We start from the raw sequence: 16,656 nt of genomic DNA, 5'->3' as shown, positions 1-16,656 counted from the left end.
CTAACAACGCACTCATTCGGAAATCTTGTAGCCGACGCCACGCACGGTTTCAATATGTTTCGCAGCCGGACCGAGTTTCTTGCGCAGCGTGCGAATATGCACATCGACCGTGCGCGTCCCGCCATGGAAACTGTATCCCCAGATTGAATCCAGCAGTCTGTTGCGGGAAAACAAAATCCCCGGCTGGCTCATCAGCTCCTCTAACAGCTGGTATTCCTTTAGCGTCAGTTTCACCTCCCGACCCGCAACCGCGACCGTGTGGCGGGGCAGGTTCAGGTCAATAGAGCCGATGGTGAGGATTTCCTCGTCCCCAACAGTAGAATCAGCGGGACGAGCCACGCGGCGCAGCACTGCCCGGACTCGTGACACCAGCTCCATCATGCCAAACGGCTTGGTGATGTAGTCGTCAGCCCCCAAGTCCAAGGACTTGACCTTGTCAAACTCGGCGCCTTTTGCCGTAACCATGATGACCGGAATGTCCTCGGTTTCCGGGTTAGCCCGAATTCGACGCAAAATCTGGATACCATCAACGCCCGGCAGCATAATGTCCAGCAAAATCATTTCCGGGAGCAGCTCCGTCATCGCTTCGCGAAATTCCCGATAATCAGCGAAACCCCGAGCGGTAAACCCGGTGGAACCGAGGGTGTAAACGACCAAATCTCGAATGTTCAGGTCATCCTCGACAAAATAAATCACACTTCCATTATTCCAAGGACCGCCCGATTCAGGCGGATTTTGTGTCGAAGCTGACATCGTGTACCCCCGTAATCGAGAAATCCACCCACTCGGCGAGGTTCGTGGCGTGATCCCCGATACGTTCCAGATATTTGGCAATCATGATGACGTCGATAGCCTTTTGAGCGTCCGCGGCATCGGCATGCACAATGAAATCAATCATCTCGGTGGCGACCTCAGCAAACATCCGGTCTACCGCGTCATCCGCCGCTTGGGTGGCAGTAGCCAAAGCCAAATCGCGGTCGACAAAAGACTGGACCGCATCATGGACCATCGCGGCAGTTTTCGCCGCCATCTGAGGTATCTTGGGGAATCCTCGCACCAGGGACATATCCGTAGACTTCACGATTTCCGCAATATCCGCTGCCTGATCGCCGATACGTTCCATGTCGGTAATCATTTTGAGGGCGGCGGAAACCTGGCGTAAATCCCCCGCCACGGGCTGCTGCTGCAACAGCAATTTCAGACACAAGTGCTCAATGTCCCGTTCCATCTGATCGATGTGGGCATCAGCCCGGATGACTTCACGGGCGATTTCATCGCTGGAACTGGACAGAGCCACCATGGTCTGACTGATGGCCTGTTCGCACAGCTCTCCGGTCTGCACCAGCATTTCGCTGAGCTGCGTGAGTTGTTGATCGAATCGGGATCGCATTAACTCCCTACTTTCTGTTCCATAACTCAGAACGGTATTTCCCCGTCGCGCACCAGCGGAGTCCGCCGGGGCACGCGAAAACAGTGTCAGCTGAACCGACCCGTGATGTAGTCCTCGGTGCGCTGGTCCGACGGCACGCTGAACAGGGTTTCCGTATCGTTGTACTCCACCAGTTCGCCCAGCAGGAAGAACGCCGTGTTGTCGGCGATACGCGAAGCCTGTTGCATATTGTGGGTCACAATCACGATGGTGTAATCCCGAGCCAGGTCCACGACCAGTTCCTCAATCTTGGAAGTAGAAATCGGGTCCAGAGCGGAGGTCGGTTCGTCCATTAAGATGACGTCCGGTTCGGTAGCCAAAGCGCGGGCGATGCACAGGCGCTGCTGCTGACCCCCGGAAAGCCCCACGGCGGACTTGTGCAAGCGATCCTTTAGCTCGTCCCAAATCGCGGCTTGACGCAGGGAACGCTCCACGATTTCGCTCAGCTCCCGGTGATTGCGAATCCCGTTGATACGCGGCCCATAGGCGATGTTGTCAAAGACCGACTTGGGGAACGGATTGGGCTGCTGGAACACCATGCCCACCCGCTTCCGCAGGGCGAGGGCGTCCATATCCTTGAAAATATCCGCGCCGTCCAGCAGTACCTGACCGGTGATGCTAACGCCCTTGACCAGGTCATTCATTCGATTCAAGGTTTTCAGGAAAGTCGACTTGCCGCAGCCGGAGGGGCCAATCAAAGCCGTGATTTTGCGGGGTTGAATGTCGATGTTGACTCCCTTGAGAGCCTCAAAATCGCCGTAATGCAGGTGCAGGTCACGCGCGGAAAACTTGGCGGTGGTGGAAATTTTGGGCGCCGAGGGGGACGCCAGGACGTTGGTTTGCGCAGTCATGAGTGATTATTCCTTTCCTTTATCAGTGTGGAAACGGTCGGTGAAGTTCGTAGCGTCAATAGTCGGTTCGGGACGATTCACCGTGTCAGTAGCGGGGACGGGGGTTCCAGCGTTGACCTTACGCCACTTGCCTGTGCCGCCCTGGGGAGCCTGGTCAGACAGGCCCGCCAGGCTGGCGTGAACCCGTTTCGTGATGGTGCGAGCCAAAATCGAGAACAGGAGGGCAATCATCACCAACACCGCGGCAGAGAAGTTAGCGATGTCCACCGCGTTGGGTTCCACCGCCTCGGTACGCATCGCCCACACGTGCAGCGATAACGTCTCGCCGGGACGCACAGGGTTGAATGCATTGGTGGGGGAGGTGATGTCCATGGAGGACCAGTTGATGTTGGTGGACATGCCGGCGGTATAGAGCAGGGCGGCAGCCTCCCCGAAACCGCGTTCAGCCGCCAGCACCACCCCTGTCATCAGGTGGGGGAGAGCCGCCGGAAGCTGCACCCGCACAATGGTGGTCCAGCGGGTCGCGCCCAAAGCCGCCGAACCGTACTTCAGGTCTGCGGGCAGCGCCCGGAGAGCCGACTCGGTAGACGTAGTGACCAGGGGCAAGTTCAGAATCGAAACTGCCAAAGCGCCGGCCAGCAGGTTCCACTGTTGCCCCACCATGAGGATAAAGACCAGGTAACCGAACAGACCGACCACGATGGATGGCAGGGAGGACAGAGACTCGATAGAGATGCGGATGAACCCGGTCCAGCGGTTCTCTGGAGCGTATTCAGCCATGTAGATTCCGGCGGGAACACCGAGCGCAACGGACACAATTAGGGACAAAAACACCAGGTAAACGGTGTTGAACACCTGGTTCATGATGCCGTCACGGGTGAAACTGAGGAACACGGGGTCAAAACTCAACAGACCGCGAAACACAATGTATGCCGCCAGCGCCACAATCAACATCAGGAAGAAACCCCCGATAGCGCCAAAGACGCCGGTCATCAGGTTGTTGACGCTCTTGGCGCGGCGAATACGGTGTTCCATCTGAGCGGAAAGACCCGAAGCGGTAGTCGTAGCGGTACTCATCGATTCTGTTTCCTCTCTGTGCCGATGAGGTGAATCACAAAAATAAAGAACATCGAGATGAGAAACAGCAGCAAAGCCATGGTCCACAATGCCGAGTTGTGTTCGCCGCCGTTGGTGGTGTTTCCCATGTCGGCGGTAATTGCCGTGGTCAGCGAACTGGTCGGAGAGAGAATATCAGCCGGCAGGGCGCGAGTTTTGCCGATGACCATCGCAACCGCCAGAGCCTCGCCAAAAGCCCTGGCCAAACCCAGAATAATGCCGGTCAAGATGCCTTTCCGCGCGGCAGGCAGGACAATGTGGTAAATCGATTGCCAGCGGGTAGCCCCCAGACCGTAGGCAGCCTCGCGGTAGTGGTCAGGAACCGCGGTAATCGCGTCGGCAGAAACTGTGGTGATGGTCGGGAAAATCATGACCGCCAGGACGATGCCCGCCGCCAGGACCGAATAGCCGCCCAGGGGGGCGTGAAAATAGTCACGAATAAAAGGCACCAGGACGGTCAAGCCGACCCAGCCGTAAACCACGGAGGGGATACCGAGGAACAGTTCCACCGCGGGACGGAACAGGCGCTCACCCGCACACGGAGCGATTTCCGTGATGAACACGGCGGCTCCCACCGCGAAAGGCGTAGCGATGGCCAGACCCAGGAAACAGGTCATCAGCGAACCCAGAATAAAAATCAGGGCGCCGACACTGCCGCGCAGAGTCAAGTCCGGGCTGTCCTGGGGATTCCAGTCCGGGGAAAACAGGAATTCTCCGACGGAATGCTGGAACGCGGTAAAGGTGAAAGAACCCTTGTACAGCAGGAACAGACCAATCATGACCGTGAGTGCGATGAGGGAAATACCCGCAATCGCCACGATGGTTCCGCCGATTTTGTTTGCCAAACGGAAACGTTTATCCGCCCCGCGAGAGTCGAACCGCGACCTGGCGGGGGATAAACCCGCCCCAGCTGCGGAGTTGCGCGTTTGCGGGAGCACTGAATCCGTGGAGTTGAGACGAGTAGACACATCATCAGTCATCTGCATTTCCATCGATTCAGGCTCCCGCACCGAAGAAGCCGTGGTTGCCATTAGTACAGTCGCGCCTGAGTCTCTTTATGCCGCGGGGTCAGGGTGAGAAGCGGCAGCCTGGGCGGACATCTTGGAGGACACACCGTAGCCCATTTTTTCCAGGTCAGCGGCGAACTTGTCGCCCATCATGTAGTCAAGGAACGCTTTGGTCACCGCATCGGGATTGCCCTTGGTGTACATGTGCTCATAGCCCCACACTTTGTATTTACCGCTGTAGGTATTTTCCAAGGTCGGTTTCACGCCGTCGATAGCGACTGGCTGCACTTCGTCCTTGCCGACCAGGTAAGACAGCGCCACATAGCCGATAGCGCCCTTGTTCTGGGACACGGTCTGGAGCAGAGTGCCGGAGTCGTCCGTCTCAAGGGACTGGTTGGAGGCCTCCTCAGCACCACCCAACGCCCAGGTCTTAAACAGGGCGCGAGTACCGGAGGAGGACGGGCGGGTGACCAACACAATCTTTTCGTCCGGACCGCCCACTTCCTTCCAGTTCGTAGTCTTGCCGGTAAAGACATCGGTCAGCTGGGCAGTGGTGAGGTTCGTTACCCCCAAATCCTTGTTGACCACCGGAGCCATAGTGATGGTGCAAACCTTGTGGTCGACCAAGTCGGCGGCCTGGGTCGTATCGAGCTTTTCACCAGCGAAAACGTCAGAGTTACCGATGTTTACAGAACCGGCAGCAACCTGCTTGAGACCTTCCCCAGAACCGCCGCCGTTCATCGTCACGGTCACATCGGGGTTATCCTGCATGAAAGCCTCGGCCGCGGCTTTCGCCAAGGGCAGCAGCGCGGAGGAGCCGGAACCAGTGACGGTGCCACTCAGAGTCGAAGGCGCTGCGCTGGACTCGGCGTCAGTACCGGAGGCGGTCTGATTGCCACCGCCCTCACAGCCGGTCAACAAAGACATGGAAAGCAAGCCAGCGCCAAAAATCGCGCCAATACGAGAGATTTTCATGGTGTTCCTTTCATACCTCGAACTTTTACTCCCAAGTCAGATAGTAAGAAAGGATTGTTAAGGCTAGCGCGGGGCTAATGTTAAGACTGTGTAAAATAATTTTACTTTAGGGCAATTTCCCTGTTGCTTTACGATTACATGAAATTTTGATTAATCTCGCCGGGTAATTTTGGAAATAATCCGGGTGGGTGCCACCACCATCACCCGGTCAGCAGGGGACAAAATCGTTTTGGCGTGAGCGGTCTCCCAAGTGTCAGCGGGGGATTGAATCGCCACAATAGAGAATCCATCGCGGCGACGTACGTCGAGTTCACCCAAGGTCTTTCCGCAGTAACGCGGTCCCAGACTGGTGATAACCAGGGCAAACCCATGTCCCAGGTCGATGTAGTCCTCGAAAGACTGGGCGACCTGGTGGGCGGCACGCAAACCCATCTCGGATTCCGGATAGAACACGCGGGTGATACCCATCTGGTTGAGGATTTCACCCTGTTCCACGCTGGAGGCTTTCGCCCACACCTGAGGACAGTGCAGGGTCAGCAGGGCAGAGGCACTCAGGATGGAAGCCGCCAAATCGCCACCAATCGTCACCACCCCGCAGGCGTACTCATCGACTGCCAGCTGGGCTAATGCCTCCTTATCCGTGGCATCCGCCCGCACCACGTGACGAATTAGTGCCGAAGCGCGCTGCACCACTTCTGGGTTACAGTCGATGCCCAGCACCTCCACACCACTGGCCTCCAACTCGGTCGCCATGCTCAAACCGAAGCGTCCCAAGCCGATGACGACCGCGCTTTGTGGATTCCCGGTCGGATGAGCGGGGGGCTCCGGGACAGAATTCGTATTAAATATGCTCATTTGTGTCGTCCTAACCGATAAGGGGATGATCCCGAGGCAGTTCGTAAGCTACCGGTCGTCTCCGGGTGGCGAGGGCCGCTGCTAAGGTCAACGGTCCAATACGTCCCAGAATCATAAATATTATGACCATGAATTGCGCCGCAACAGGCAACAGGGGAGTGATGCCGGTACTCAGACCCACGGTCCCCAAGGCGGAACAGATTTCAAACAGGCACTGGTTGAGGTTGAAAGGGGTAAAGAGCATCAGCAGGAAAGCCCCCACCGCGACCAGCCCGAAAAACAGCGAAAGCACCGCCAAGGCTTGCCGCTGGGCAGAACGCGCCAGGCGCCAGCCCAAGATATTAATAGCGTGGGCACCCCGAATCTCACCCCAAAGAGTCGCCATCACCACAATCGCCGTAGTAATCTTTAGCCCGCCCGCAGTCCCGGCAGGACCCCCACCAATCAGCATCAGCCCATCGGTGATGAGCCAGGTTTCAGGGTATTGCTGGGAAATGTCAACAGAGTTAAAGCCCGCGGTGCGTGGCGAGACAGAGGAAAATAACCCGTTGAGCAGGCGCTCGGGGACAGGCATCGCCCCAAACGTATGCGGATTGTGCCATTCCAAAACCGTGATGGCGACCCAGCCGAACACAATCGCCGCCGCGGTGCCCAGCAGCATAATCCGGGTGGTCATGCCCCACTTCCACCAATGCCAGCCGTTGCGGTAAAGCATCAGCCAAACAGGAAAGCCTAAGCCTCCAATCACGATAAGCGCCCCCAGACTCAACAGCAGGAAAGGCTCAGTGCTGAAGCTCATCAACGAATCCTGATAAGGAGCAAACCCGGCATTGTTAAAAGCGGAACCCGTGAGGAACACCCCGTGTGCCATCGCCTGCAACGGTGAGGTGGCATGATGGGAAAACCACAGATAGAGACTATTGAGGAAAGCAAACCCCAGCTGCAACAAGAGCGAAGCCACCACAATCTGCCCCACGGAATGCCGGACTTCCCGCGGAGTCAAGCCGAACCACACTTTGGCAATCGCGCGATCCTCAAAAGTGGCGCGTTTGCGCAACGCCGAAGCGAACAGTGTGACCATCGTCATGGTGCCGATACCGCCCAACTCAATCAGCAGGAAGATGACAGCCTGACCGAAAGCAGACCAGTAGCTGCCCGTGTCCACCACAATTAATCCCGTCACGCTGGTGGCAGAGGCAGCGGTGAACAGCGCAATCGACAGAGGAGCACCATCCGCAAACGAGGGACCAAAAACAGGAACCCCGGTGGGGACAGCGTGGGGAGCCACGACATCGAAACTCGTGGCGACCGCAGCACCGCTCCGGGATGCTGGGAGCATCAGCAATACCGTACCCACCAGGATAGTTATCAGGAATGCTGCCGAAATCTTGCGACCGGGATTAAACTCGGAGATGCGAGCCACCGGACAAGTATAAACCCGGCAGGGCGCCACGCAACTCATTTGAGAACCGCCCCGGATTACCAGTAAGGTAAAAAGGTGATTTCTCCCGATGATTTTCAACCCCTGATTGAGAAACTGCGTGCGTCTTTCGCGACGATTTCAGCGGTGATGGACCCTGAACTGTTGACGCAAAAGATTGCTGACCTGACGCAACAAGCCGCCGCCCCGGACTTGTGGGATGACCAGGAACACGCCCAAAAAGTCACGCAATCACTTTCGGCAGCACAAGCCGATTTGCAACGTCTGCAAAAGATGCGTGCCCGTATCGACGATATGGAAGCTCTGGTCGAGCTGGGGGCAGAAGAAAGTGGAGAGGACCGCGACGCCATCCTCGCTGACGCGGAACAAACCTATGAAACTTTGAAACAGGATCTGGACGCGATGGAGGTAAAGACCCTGTTGAACGGGGAATACGACGAACGCTTCGCGGTCGTCACCATTCGCTCCGGGGCAGGCGGGGTGGACGCCGCCGACTTTGCGCAGATGCTGCTGCGGATGTACCTGCGGTATTGCGAACGACACCACTATGCTACAAAAGTGCTGGATACGTCCTATGCGGAAGAAGCGGGGATTAAGTCGGTAACATTCCAGGTTGATGCCCCCTATGCGTACGGGATGCTATCAGTAGAAGCCGGGACGCACCGGTTGGCGCGGGTCAGCCCGTTTAACGCGGCGGGCAAGCGCCAGACTTCCTTTGCGGCGGTAGAGGTCATACCCCTAATTGAAACGACCGACCATATCGAAGTGCCCGAAAGCGACATTAAGATAGACGTGTTCCGTTCCTCGGGACCGGGCGGTCAGTCCGTGAACACGACGGATTCCGCGGTGCGCCTGACCCACCTGCCCACCGGCATCGTCATCTCCATGCAGGACGAAAAATCCCAGATTCAAAACCGCGCCGCCGCGATGCGCGTGCTGCAGTCACGCCTGTTAATGCTGCGCCACCAGCAAGAACACGATAAGAAAAAAGAGCTGGCAGGGGATGTCAAAGCCTCCTGGGGCGACCAGATGCGCTCCTATTTCCTCTATGGGCAACAGCTGGTCAAAGACCTTCGAACCGGCTATGAATCGGGCAACCCCGACAGCGTTTTCGACGGTGACCTGGACGGATTTATCGATGCGGCGATTCGCTGGCGCAAACATCAAGAAAAACACCGCGACCAGTAGACGACCCGCCGTCAACGATGCGGATAAGCTCCCGCACCGACGGTCGAACAAGCCCTATTAATTGCAGATTTCCCGCTGATTGCGCTTCTGCGGGTGTCACTCCGTTTTTATCGTTTTGTTATAAATAGACTGGTATGGTACCTGAAACTGAACTGGGGAGCAGAAAAGGTTGATTACGTTCGACAACGTCACCAAAATTTACAAGCGGGGAGCGCGATCAGCGCTGGATCACGTGGGTCTCACTATTGAACGGGGCGAGTTCGTGTTCCTGGTCGGGACCTCCGGATCGGGCAAGTCTACGTTCCTGTCGCTGGTCCTCGGCGAAGAAAGCGCCACGGAAGGGAAAATCCTGGTCTTGGGCAAGGACCTGGGGCGGCTGTCCCGGTGGAAAGTGCCGGCGTTGCGCCGCCAAGTAGGCGTAGTGTTCCAAGATTTTCGCCTGTTGGAAAACAAGAACGTGTATGACAATGTCGCGATTGCTCTGCAGGTCATCGGCAAGCCGCGTCGGATTATCCGCCGGGTCGTCCCCGAAGTACTCCAAATGGTCGGCTTGGGTGGCAAAGACAAGCGTTTCCCCCACGAGCTCAGCGGCGGCGAACAGCAACGCGTGGCAATCGCCCGCGCTATGGTGAACCGTCCGCCCATCCTGTTGGCAGACGAGCCGACCGGCAACCTAGACCCCGCCACGTCCTTGGGCATCATGAGACTACTGGACCGAATCAACCGCGCGGGAACCACCGTGGTGATGGCGACCCACGACGAAGAAATCGTGAACCAGATGCGCAAACGCGTCATTGAACTGGACGAAGGTCGGGTCGTACGCGACCAGGCACGTGGCATTTATGGAGCCTCAGCGCCAAAGGGTGGCGTCGACACTGCTGAAAGCTCGGCTGCGGGCTTGGGCGCATTTCCGAAACCGAAAGGTGTGGGCGCGGCACGGAGAGGAGGTCGGAAATAATGCGACTAACTTTCGTATTATCCCAGGTCGGTCAGGGCTTGCGACGCAATCTGGCGATGACGGTCGCGGTGATTATCGTGACCTGTGTGTCCCTGCTGTTCGTAGGGTCAGCAGTGCTGGCAGAAATGCAGATTAATAACCTGCGCGATACCTGGTACGGCAAAATCGAAATTTCCGTGTCGATGTGTACCAAAGACGACGTGTCTCCCAACTGTAACGGTCAAGAAGCCACTGAAGCACAGATTGCGGCGATTGACGAACAGCTGAAGTCCGAACGGCTCAGCAAATACATCGACAATGTGTATTTCGAGACGAAAGAAGAAGCCTTCGAAAGTTTCAAAAAGCTGGCAGGGACCGAACAGTATTACCAATATGTTAAAGCAGACATGATGCCTGCATCGTTCCGGATTAAGCTAAAGAACCCGGAACAGTACCGGGTGGTCGTTGAAGAACTGCAGGGACGCGACGGGGTTGCCCAAGTCATTGACCAAAAGCAGATTCTGGAAAAACTGTTGACCGGGCTGCATCAGGCGACCTACCTGGCTGTCGGGCTGGCAGTAGCGATGATTATCGCCGCGGTCCTGTTGATTACCACCACAATCCGCCTGTCCGCGATGAGCCGGGAACGCGAAACATCCATTATGCGCCTGGTCGGAGCCTCGAACCTGTTTGTGCAGCTGCCATTTATGGTGGAGGGCGCGGTCGCGGCGACGATTGGTGCCCTCGGTTCGGTAGCGATTCTGTGGGCAAGCGTAAAGTTCCTGGTTGGATCCTGGCTGTCGGGACTCTCCGGGGTAGTCGAGCTGATTTCGTCCAACGATGTGCTGCTCATTGCGCCGTTCTTGGTGCTAGCAGCCATTCTGCTGGCTGTCGTAGCTTCGGCAGCATCCCTGAACCGCTACACCCGAGTTTAGGGCACCGCGGGCGATGTTTCAGACGGGGAAAACCTCGGTATTTAGCTAAACTTTTAGCACAGCGCGTTACCGGGAAAACCGGAAAAGGAGGTGAACACGTGCGAAGCAAAATGAGAGCGCTCATGGGGGCACTGGCGGCAATCGGAATTGCCTCGATGTCCACAGCGTCGCTTAGCTATGCCAACGCGCCGTTCACCCCCGCAAACGCTACGGTCCCGAGATCGAGCGCGACTGGACTCGTGCGGACAGACAAAAACTCCGAAGAGCGCAAGAAACTCGAAGCGCAACAGGCTGCCTCGAAAAAGAAACAAGCCGAATTAGCGTCCCAGCTAGAGGGAGTCAACGCGAATCTGGTGCAGCTGGCAGTCGCCCTGGAACAAACCAAGGCAGCTATCCCCGTGGCGCAAACTGAAGTTGCCAATGCGCAGGTTAAACTGGCAGACGCACAAGCTAAACATCAGCAAATCCAAAGCCGGCTGGCAATTGCGAATCGTCAAAAAACCGAGCTACGCGAACAAATCGCCCAGGGTGAGCAAACCATTGAAAAAACCCAAGTCGCTATCGGTCAGATGGCACGCATGGCATATCGCGGGGCGATGCTGGAAACCTCGCCACTTTCCCTGCTGCTGGATTCACAGTCCCTGGATGAACTCACGCTGCGTGCCCAGGTGGCAGCCACGGCGACCAAATCGCAAAATCGTGCCATCGTGGAAGCTCAAGAAGCCAATGCAGCCAATAACAACGCCCGTGCTCGCCAAGAAGCCGTGAGTATCCGCATCGGAGAACTGGAGACACAGGCTCAGCAGGCGGTGCAAGCTGCGGATGAAGCCCGCGCGGAACAACAGCGCAAACTGGGCGAATTCCAGGAACTGCAACAAAAACAGGTCGCCCAGCAGGGGCAGCTGAACAATCAGCGGGCGGCATTTGAAAAGCAAATCGCGGAAGAACAAGCCACGCAGGCGGCGGCAGCCGCGCGAATTGCCGCGTTGAATCAACAGCCGGACACTATGCCGGCACGCTCCATCTCGGGAGGAATTTTTGGTGCGCCCCTCTCATCGCTATCGGTGACCTCGCCTTATGGATACCGCGTCCACCCCATTACGAAAACGCGGCGGCTTCATGCCGGCACGGATTTCGGGATTGCTTGCGGAACCCCGATTTACGCCTCACAGTCCGGTACGGTGACATTTGCCGGCTGGGAAGGTGCCGGCGGTAAATCCACCTATATCAATCACGGCACCATCAACGGTTCCAAGTGGCAGACCACGTACCGCCACCAGTCCCAGTTCAAAGTTTCCGTCGGCGCTTCTGTGCAAAAGGGGCAGGTCATCGGGTTGGTTGGTTCCACCGGCGGTTCGACCGGGTGTCACCTGCATTTCGAAGTATGGCAAAACGGGAAAACTATCAATCCAATGGGCGTGCTGTAGACAGCGAATGACCTGACATGGGGAGTACTCACGGTACCGGGGAAAAGTTGGCAGACCGCGCTTTTGCGCTAAAATTGCACACTATGGGTAAAAAAGCTGCTAACGGGGCGGGGCAATCGGGGAAATTGACCCCCTCTCAGCGTGCCAAAGCAGAGTCAGATGCCAAGAAAGTCATCGCCCGGAACAAAAAGGCTGCGCACGATTATTTCTTGGAGGACAGCTACGAAGCGGGACTGTCACTGACCGGCACTGAAGTCAAAGCATTGCGGATGGGACGGGCTTCGCTCTCAGAAGCCTGGGTTGAAGTGGACCGTGGGGAAGCCTGGCTGCAAGGCGCCAACATCCCGGAATACTTTTATGGCTCCTGGACGAACCATGCCCCGAAACGGAAACGCAAACTGTTGCTGCACAAGCGCGAAATCATAAAGCTGGAAGGGGCTGTGGCGGCAAAAGGCTACACGATCGTGCCAGTAGAGCTGTATTTTGTGGGCGGACGTGCCAAAGTCGAGATTGCGGTGGCGAAAGGCAAACAAGAATGGGACAAGCGCCAAACCATCCGCCAGCGCGAGGACGACCGCGAGGCGCAGCGAGCTTTGCGGGAGGCGAACCGGCGATCCCGGTAACCACTGTGGGGCAGGAAACCCAGCGTGCCGAGACAGCGTAGGGGAGCGGCTCTCCCCGCGCGACGGGGTCAATCTGACGGCGCGGACTTGAGATATTGATGCTCGGCACGGATGGCTTTGACCAGCTCCGCATGGGCATTGGCGCCATACTTTGCCGAGAATTCCTGCCATTCCTGGACCGCCTGAGGATCCAAGTGCATCATGGCGCGGAGGTTCCCGGCGCTGTCGCTGGCGGTAATGGCCTCGCCGTCCTCTGAACCTGCCCATTCCCGAAACACCCGGTAGCCCTCGGCGCGGAATGCCTCCGTGTAGGCAGCTGCTGCCGCGTTGCGATCGGCGCGATACGAGGCGACTTCTGCATCGGGAATCCAATAGGCATCGACCAAGGTCATGCCGTTGCGGTGGGTTTTCGTGTCCCCTGGCGCCAACTCGAAGTCGTCAGGAGACCAGGAATCGTCCTCCGGCTCGGTGCGGGCAATCTCTGCCTGGAACCGTTCCAAGGCTTCAGGGGAGAACAACACAAAGTACACGTTATCCATCGGGAGCGCGGCGTGTGGGGTCTGACCTTGGGCTGCAGCAGCGTCCGAAGCGGTGTGAGGGGTCTGCGTTTGGGCAGCGTACTCGCGCACGGCAGCCACGCCGATGCGCGCGACTTGTGCCATATCCCAGCCGTAGACACCGCCAGATATGGCGGGAAACGCCACGTCACGGGCGCCTACCCGCGCAGCTTCACGCAGAGAGTTGGCAAAAGCGTCGTGCAGCAGCTGCGGGTCGGTTTGTCCCGCGTGACGGTTGGGTCCCACGGTGTGAATGACCCATCGCGCCTCCAGATTGAACCCCCTGGTGGCGACCGCCTGTCCTACCGGGAGTCCATCGGGAAAGCGCGTCGCCCGCAACTTGTGACATGCCGCCAGCAGCTCCGGTCCCGCCGCGCGATGAATCGCCCCGTCGACGCCGCCTCCACCCAGCAATGAGGAATTCGCGGCGTTAACAATCGCGTCCACATTCATTTCGGTGAGGTCTCCGCCAATCGCATGAATCTGCATATCCGTTCCCTTTCGGCTAGGTTTTCAGTCTAGCGTGAAGCGGTATAAACGTCGTGGGTAGGTGCGGCGGGGGTGAGCGTGTTCATTGTCGTTTTCTTTTCGGTTAGTGGGTGGGTTGGAACACCATTAAGACACGCCGAAACTTTTTCGCTCACCCTACGTAGACCCCACGAAGAGGTTTTACTCGACACCTTGACGGGCGTTTTTATTGCTATTGCAACGTTTTGCGCGGTGCCCTGTGTGGGGCTTGAACCCACGACCAACGGATTATGAGTCCGCTGCTCTGACCGACTGAGCTAACAGGGCGTAAACATCCTAACAAGTTCCCGAGCCGAGGTGGTATTTCTGCACGCCCTGAATTGAAACTTTTCGGCTACAGCGCCCAGAATCGGCGAAATATCTCGGAGGGAAAACGTGATTGTGCCAGTCAAAAACAGGTAATCTCGCAGCGAGTGGACATTTGTGAAAAAGTTCTGTTAGAATCTAATCCGCAATCCCGCGTAGCTCAACGGCAGAGCGTCCGACTGTTAATCGGCAGGTTGCTGGTTCGAATCCAGCCGCGGGAGCTTTTCATACCCTAGACCGCCTCGCGGGGGAGTTATCAAATCGTGAATTGACAGGTTTAGCAACGTAGCTACCGCGTCGAGTTCATCGAGTTGCCAAGCGCTAACGCCTTTCCAACGCCTAGTAATTTGACCTTGAGTAATCCCAAGAGCGCGACCTAGCGCACGCTGAGAGAAACCGCGCCGCGCTGGCGAGCTTTGGCTTTCGCGTCCTGTTCTACCTTTTCGCCCGCTTCAGCCCAGGCTTGGCGAAGTCCATCAAAAATGCCCATGAGGCTACTTTACTGAGAAAGGCACCTAATAATGATTGAAACGAACACTTTAACGCCTGTGTATGAATCTATTGCGGTGGGTCGTGTGGGGCGGCATTTGAGGGCGGCTTTGGTGGAGGTTCGGGAGGCGCTTGCGCATTGCCGGGGTCTGGAACCGCCCTAGCCTACCGACCCACACGCAACCAAAAACCTGATGAAGAGGTGGAATAAATGCCGACCTGACTCACCGACCTGCAAGGCATCGGCGCTATCCTGAGCGGTATTATGCGAAATCAGCAGCAAAAGAAATGAAACCAAATCATGGGTCTTCCATGCGCGACGCTATCAACATGCTAGACGACCGTATAAAAAGCCTAGGACACCGACAAGGCGAATTACACGACGATTTGCAAAACCTTATAGCAGACGCGAGAGAAAACCACACCCGCCTATGGAAAGAACTCGAAAAAATCCAGCGCGGACTTATTTAGCGCGCTTTAAGTCGGTACGCGCCCCGCGTCCAGGGCGATTGGCTAGCCAGTGGTCGATAGTGTCGGTAGACCAGCCGTAGGCTGTGACTTTATCGCGCATACCGATTGCAACATCAGGTTCAGGGAGATAGCCTCGTGCGAAATAGGCCTTGATAGTGCCATAGGCAAGCCCGGCATACTCAGCCACGCCCTGCAATGAAAGAAACATGATAGCCCCCTTGGTGAATTTCAGAGGAAGCCCCGCCCCCCGGTGAGGGGACGGGGCGACTTCCTAATCTTCCTTGCTGTTCCGGTGCATCTTCTCAAAAATGAGAATCAGCGCTAGAATAGCTTCAGGAAGGGAAATCAGGATTTCGATGAATGCGATCATCTCAATCTCCTTTTCCTCTAAGCCCCGGAATGACCTCCGGGGCTTTCCTGTTGTTAGGGCGGTTGCCCTAACACTTAATACTATACATGTATATAGCTGCAACGTAAAGGTGGAACGTCTGCACAATTCTTATTTGTCATGTCAAAGTTGTGCGGCCTGTACCGCCCGCGTTAGCGGATCCAAATCCAGCTTTATATACCGCTTAGTGGTGTCAGTTTTCACATGACCCATAACAGCTCCTACCGCTAGCAAATCGTGGGTTGCCCGATACGAGACAGTCCCGAACCGGTGGCGTAGGGAGTGCCCTGTAACGCCTGGAGGCAGCACGCTACCCAGTAGCTTTGCTGTGTATTGCGCGCTCAAATGCCCGTCAATACGTCCGGGAAATAGCCAACCTGGACAATTCTCTAGGCTGTAAATCAGCGTGGAATCCTGCAACGGAATAACCCGAACTCTTCCACCTTTGCCCTTTACTCTCAGCAGTCCACCATCCCAGGCGTTTCCTCGCAAAGTGCAAATCTCGCACGCCCTTAAGCCCGCAAGGAACCGCGAACCTGACTATGAGTGCGGTTCGCTTTGGCGCATTTTGTAGCGCGTGCCTTACGGCTGATTCCGCCGCGGGGTGAGGTACTCCGTCAGGTACATGGACGAGTTTAAGAAATTTAGCTGGCGAATCTTTCAAAATGCCATCTTCGACCAAGAACTTGAAGAATTGGTGAGCTACACCTTGGGCGCTTCGTCTTGTTTCCGGTTTCCAATCATGCTCAGCAAGCCATGCCTCAAGCCTTTCCCGGGATACCAACCCGGGGTATGGGGCGACCTACGCATGACTTGCAGGTAATAACGGTGGATCCGAATCGTGCCTTTGGCGCGCCCGGCAGCTTTTAGATGCTGTAAATATGCACTAGCGCAGTTTTCCCATGTTTTAGATCTCATGTGCTATTTAATAGAAGCCGCCTTAACCACATCCCAAGCAGGGAAAAGAAGTAATCGGCAGGTTGCTGGTTCGAATCCAGCCGCGGGAGCTTTTTTGTATCCGGTGCATCGAGGTCTTTTGAGCCGTTTTCCCCCGTACCTATCTCAGCACTGGGTGCAGGCGTATAACCGCGTCAGAGGAATGCGCTCTCAACGGTGTAAAGCAGACCGGGACG

The 16,656-nt window shown here is 56.6% G+C and carries 17 protein-coding genes, 2 tRNA genes and 1 pseudogene; 7 read left to right on the top strand and 13 right to left on the bottom strand.

Translation table 11 applies throughout. The annotated features are described in order from the left end of the window. Positions 1–12: 12 nt before the first annotated feature. The 8 genes from HMPREF0574_RS02440 to HMPREF0574_RS02405 all read right to left on the bottom strand — a co-directional run bounded on the left by HMPREF0574_RS02440 (position 13) and on the right by HMPREF0574_RS02405 (position 7,656). On the bottom strand, positions 13–696 hold the full coding sequence (locus HMPREF0574_RS02440; protein ID WP_004007095.1) for a winged helix-turn-helix domain-containing protein: 684 nt from the start codon (positions 694–696) through the stop codon (positions 13–15). A gap of 28 nt (positions 697–724) precedes the next feature. Further along, the gene (gene phoU / locus HMPREF0574_RS02435) at positions 725–1,390 is read right to left on the bottom strand and encodes a phosphate signaling complex protein PhoU (RefSeq protein ID WP_004007094.1); all 666 of its coding nucleotides are present in this window, start codon (positions 1,388–1,390) and stop codon (positions 725–727) included. A gap of 86 nt (positions 1,391–1,476) precedes the next feature. Further along, on the bottom strand, positions 1,477–2,280 hold the full coding sequence (gene pstB / locus HMPREF0574_RS02430; protein WP_004007093.1) for a phosphate ABC transporter ATP-binding protein PstB: 804 nt from the start codon (positions 2,278–2,280) through the stop codon (positions 1,477–1,479). Positions 2,281–2,286: 6 nt separating this feature from the next. Beyond that, a complete protein-coding gene (gene pstA / locus HMPREF0574_RS02425; protein ID WP_004007092.1) occupies positions 2,287–3,357 on the bottom strand; it encodes a phosphate ABC transporter permease PstA in 1,071 nt (356 codons plus the stop codon). Further along, positions 3,354–4,427 (bottom strand): phosphate ABC transporter permease subunit PstC, encoded by a 1,074-nt coding sequence (gene pstC / locus HMPREF0574_RS02420; protein ID WP_004007091.1) that lies wholly within the window; start codon positions 4,425–4,427, stop codon positions 3,354–3,356. The genes pstA and pstC overlap by 4 nt, the downstream gene beginning before the upstream one ends. A 24-nt stretch (positions 4,428–4,451) precedes the next feature. After that, complete coding sequence (locus HMPREF0574_RS02415) at positions 4,452–5,378, bottom strand: phosphate ABC transporter substrate-binding protein (RefSeq protein WP_004007090.1); 927 nt, start codon at positions 5,376–5,378, stop codon at positions 4,452–4,454. A gap of 150 nt (positions 5,379–5,528) precedes the next feature. Then, positions 5,529–6,233 (bottom strand): potassium channel family protein, encoded by a 705-nt coding sequence (locus tag HMPREF0574_RS02410; protein WP_004007089.1) that lies wholly within the window; start codon positions 6,231–6,233, stop codon positions 5,529–5,531. Positions 6,234–6,243: 10 nt separating this feature from the next. After that, entirely contained in the window at positions 6,244–7,656 is a 1,413-nt protein-coding gene (locus tag HMPREF0574_RS02405; protein ID WP_036324844.1) for a TrkH family potassium uptake protein, read from the bottom strand. 75 nt (positions 7,657–7,731) lie between these two features. Here HMPREF0574_RS02405 and prfB point away from each other — a divergent pair, with 75 nt between their 5' ends. From prfB to smpB, 5 genes are all read left to right on the top strand, one after another. Then, positions 7,732–8,862, top strand: a complete 1,131-nt coding sequence (gene prfB, locus HMPREF0574_RS02400) for a peptide chain release factor 2 (RefSeq protein ID WP_004007087.1) — start codon at positions 7,732–7,734, stop codon at positions 8,860–8,862. A gap of 169 nt (positions 8,863–9,031) precedes the next feature. Beyond that, a complete protein-coding gene (ftsE, locus tag HMPREF0574_RS02395; RefSeq protein ID WP_004007086.1) occupies positions 9,032–9,820 on the top strand; it encodes a cell division ATP-binding protein FtsE in 789 nt (262 codons plus the stop codon). After that, entirely contained in the window at positions 9,820–10,734 is a 915-nt protein-coding gene (gene ftsX, locus HMPREF0574_RS02390) for a permease-like cell division protein FtsX (RefSeq protein ID WP_004007085.1), read from the top strand. The genes ftsE and ftsX overlap by 1 nt, the downstream gene beginning before the upstream one ends. A 98-nt stretch (positions 10,735–10,832) precedes the next feature. Then, positions 10,833–12,161, top strand: coding sequence for a M23 family metallopeptidase (locus HMPREF0574_RS02385; protein WP_236585849.1), 1,329 nt, complete (start codon positions 10,833–10,835; stop codon positions 12,159–12,161). Positions 12,162–12,244: 83 nt separating this feature from the next. Then, positions 12,245–12,784 carry an SsrA-binding protein SmpB gene (smpB, locus tag HMPREF0574_RS02380; protein ID WP_036324539.1) on the top strand — a complete coding sequence of 180 codons (540 nt, stop codon included), beginning with the start codon at positions 12,245–12,247 and terminating at the stop codon, positions 12,782–12,784. A gap of 68 nt (positions 12,785–12,852) precedes the next feature. Here the strand turns inward: smpB and HMPREF0574_RS09905 are convergent, their stop codons facing one another. Together HMPREF0574_RS09905 and HMPREF0574_RS02370 are read right to left on the bottom strand one after the other, a co-directional pair. Next, positions 12,853–13,830, bottom strand: coding sequence for an O-acetyl-ADP-ribose deacetylase (locus HMPREF0574_RS09905; protein WP_004007082.1), 978 nt, complete (start codon positions 13,828–13,830; stop codon positions 12,853–12,855). 232 nt (positions 13,831–14,062) lie between these two features. Then, positions 14,063–14,136: transfer RNA gene (locus tag HMPREF0574_RS02370), tRNA-Ile, on the bottom strand. A gap of 188 nt (positions 14,137–14,324) precedes the next feature. Between HMPREF0574_RS02370 and HMPREF0574_RS02365 the strand changes: the two genes are divergently transcribed. Next, positions 14,325–14,396, top strand: a tRNA-Asn gene (locus HMPREF0574_RS02365). Here the strand turns inward: HMPREF0574_RS02365 and HMPREF0574_RS09900 are convergent. Then, the gene (locus HMPREF0574_RS09900; RefSeq protein ID WP_370446371.1) at positions 14,358–14,522 is read right to left on the bottom strand and encodes a hypothetical protein; all 165 of its coding nucleotides are present in this window, start codon (positions 14,520–14,522) and stop codon (positions 14,358–14,360) included. The two genes, HMPREF0574_RS02365 and HMPREF0574_RS09900, sit on opposite strands and share 39 nt — an antisense overlap. Before the next feature lie 174 nt (positions 14,523–14,696). Between HMPREF0574_RS09900 and HMPREF0574_RS09360 the strand changes: the two genes are divergently transcribed. Next, entirely contained in the window at positions 14,697–14,828 is a 132-nt protein-coding gene (locus HMPREF0574_RS09360; RefSeq protein WP_004007081.1) for a hypothetical protein, read from the top strand. A gap of 299 nt (positions 14,829–15,127) precedes the next feature. Here the strand turns inward: HMPREF0574_RS09360 and HMPREF0574_RS02360 are convergent, their stop codons facing one another. Next, positions 15,128–15,343: a helix-turn-helix transcriptional regulator gene (locus tag HMPREF0574_RS02360; RefSeq protein ID WP_004007079.1), complete on the bottom strand. Its 216-nt coding sequence runs from the start codon at positions 15,341–15,343 to the stop codon at positions 15,128–15,130. A 303-nt stretch (positions 15,344–15,646) separates the two neighbouring features. After that, positions 15,647–16,033, bottom strand: a pseudogene (locus HMPREF0574_RS09790) (tyrosine-type recombinase/integrase); the annotation flags it as partial. Positions 16,034–16,656: the final 623 nt, after the last annotated feature.

Source organism: Mobiluncus curtisii subsp. curtisii ATCC 35241, assembly GCF_000146285.1.
GTDB classification, from domain to species: Bacteria; Actinomycetota; Actinomycetes; order Actinomycetales; family Actinomycetaceae; genus Mobiluncus; species Mobiluncus curtisii.
The sequence above is the reverse complement of the archived record's forward strand: the minus strand, read 5'-3'. Positions and strand labels throughout refer to the sequence as shown.

Excerpts from the sequence above, each read along its gene's own strand:
- phoU (WP_004007094.1), bottom strand. The coding sequence starts at position 1,390 with ATGCGATCCCGATTCGATCAACAACTCACGCAGCTCAGCGAAATGCTG.
- pstB (WP_004007093.1), bottom strand. The coding sequence starts at position 2,280 with ATGACTGCGCAAACCAACGTCCTGGCGTCCCCCTCGGCGCCCAAAATT.
- pstA (WP_004007092.1), bottom strand. The coding sequence starts at position 3,357 with ATGAGTACCGCTACGACTACCGCTTCGGGTCTTTCCGCTCAGATGGAA.
- pstC (WP_004007091.1), bottom strand. The coding sequence starts at position 4,427 with ATGGCAACCACGGCTTCTTCGGTGCGGGAGCCTGAATCGATGGAAATG.
- HMPREF0574_RS02415 (WP_004007090.1), bottom strand. The coding sequence starts at position 5,378 with ATGAAAATCTCTCGTATTGGCGCGATTTTTGGCGCTGGCTTGCTTTCC.
- HMPREF0574_RS02410 (WP_004007089.1), bottom strand. The coding sequence starts at position 6,233 with ATGAGCATATTTAATACGAATTCTGTCCCGGAGCCCCCCGCTCATCCG.
- ftsX (WP_004007085.1), top strand. The coding sequence starts at position 9,820 with ATGCGACTAACTTTCGTATTATCCCAGGTCGGTCAGGGCTTGCGACGC.
- smpB (WP_036324539.1), top strand. The coding sequence starts at position 12,245 with ATGGGTAAAAAAGCTGCTAACGGGGCGGGGCAATCGGGGAAATTGACC.
- HMPREF0574_RS09905 (WP_004007082.1), bottom strand. The coding sequence starts at position 13,830 with ATGCAGATTCATGCGATTGGCGGAGACCTCACCGAAATGAATGTGGAC.
- HMPREF0574_RS09360 (WP_004007081.1), top strand. The coding sequence starts at position 14,697 with ATGATTGAAACGAACACTTTAACGCCTGTGTATGAATCTATTGCGGTG.
- HMPREF0574_RS02360 (WP_004007079.1), bottom strand. The coding sequence starts at position 15,343 with ATGTTTCTTTCATTGCAGGGCGTGGCTGAGTATGCCGGGCTTGCCTAT.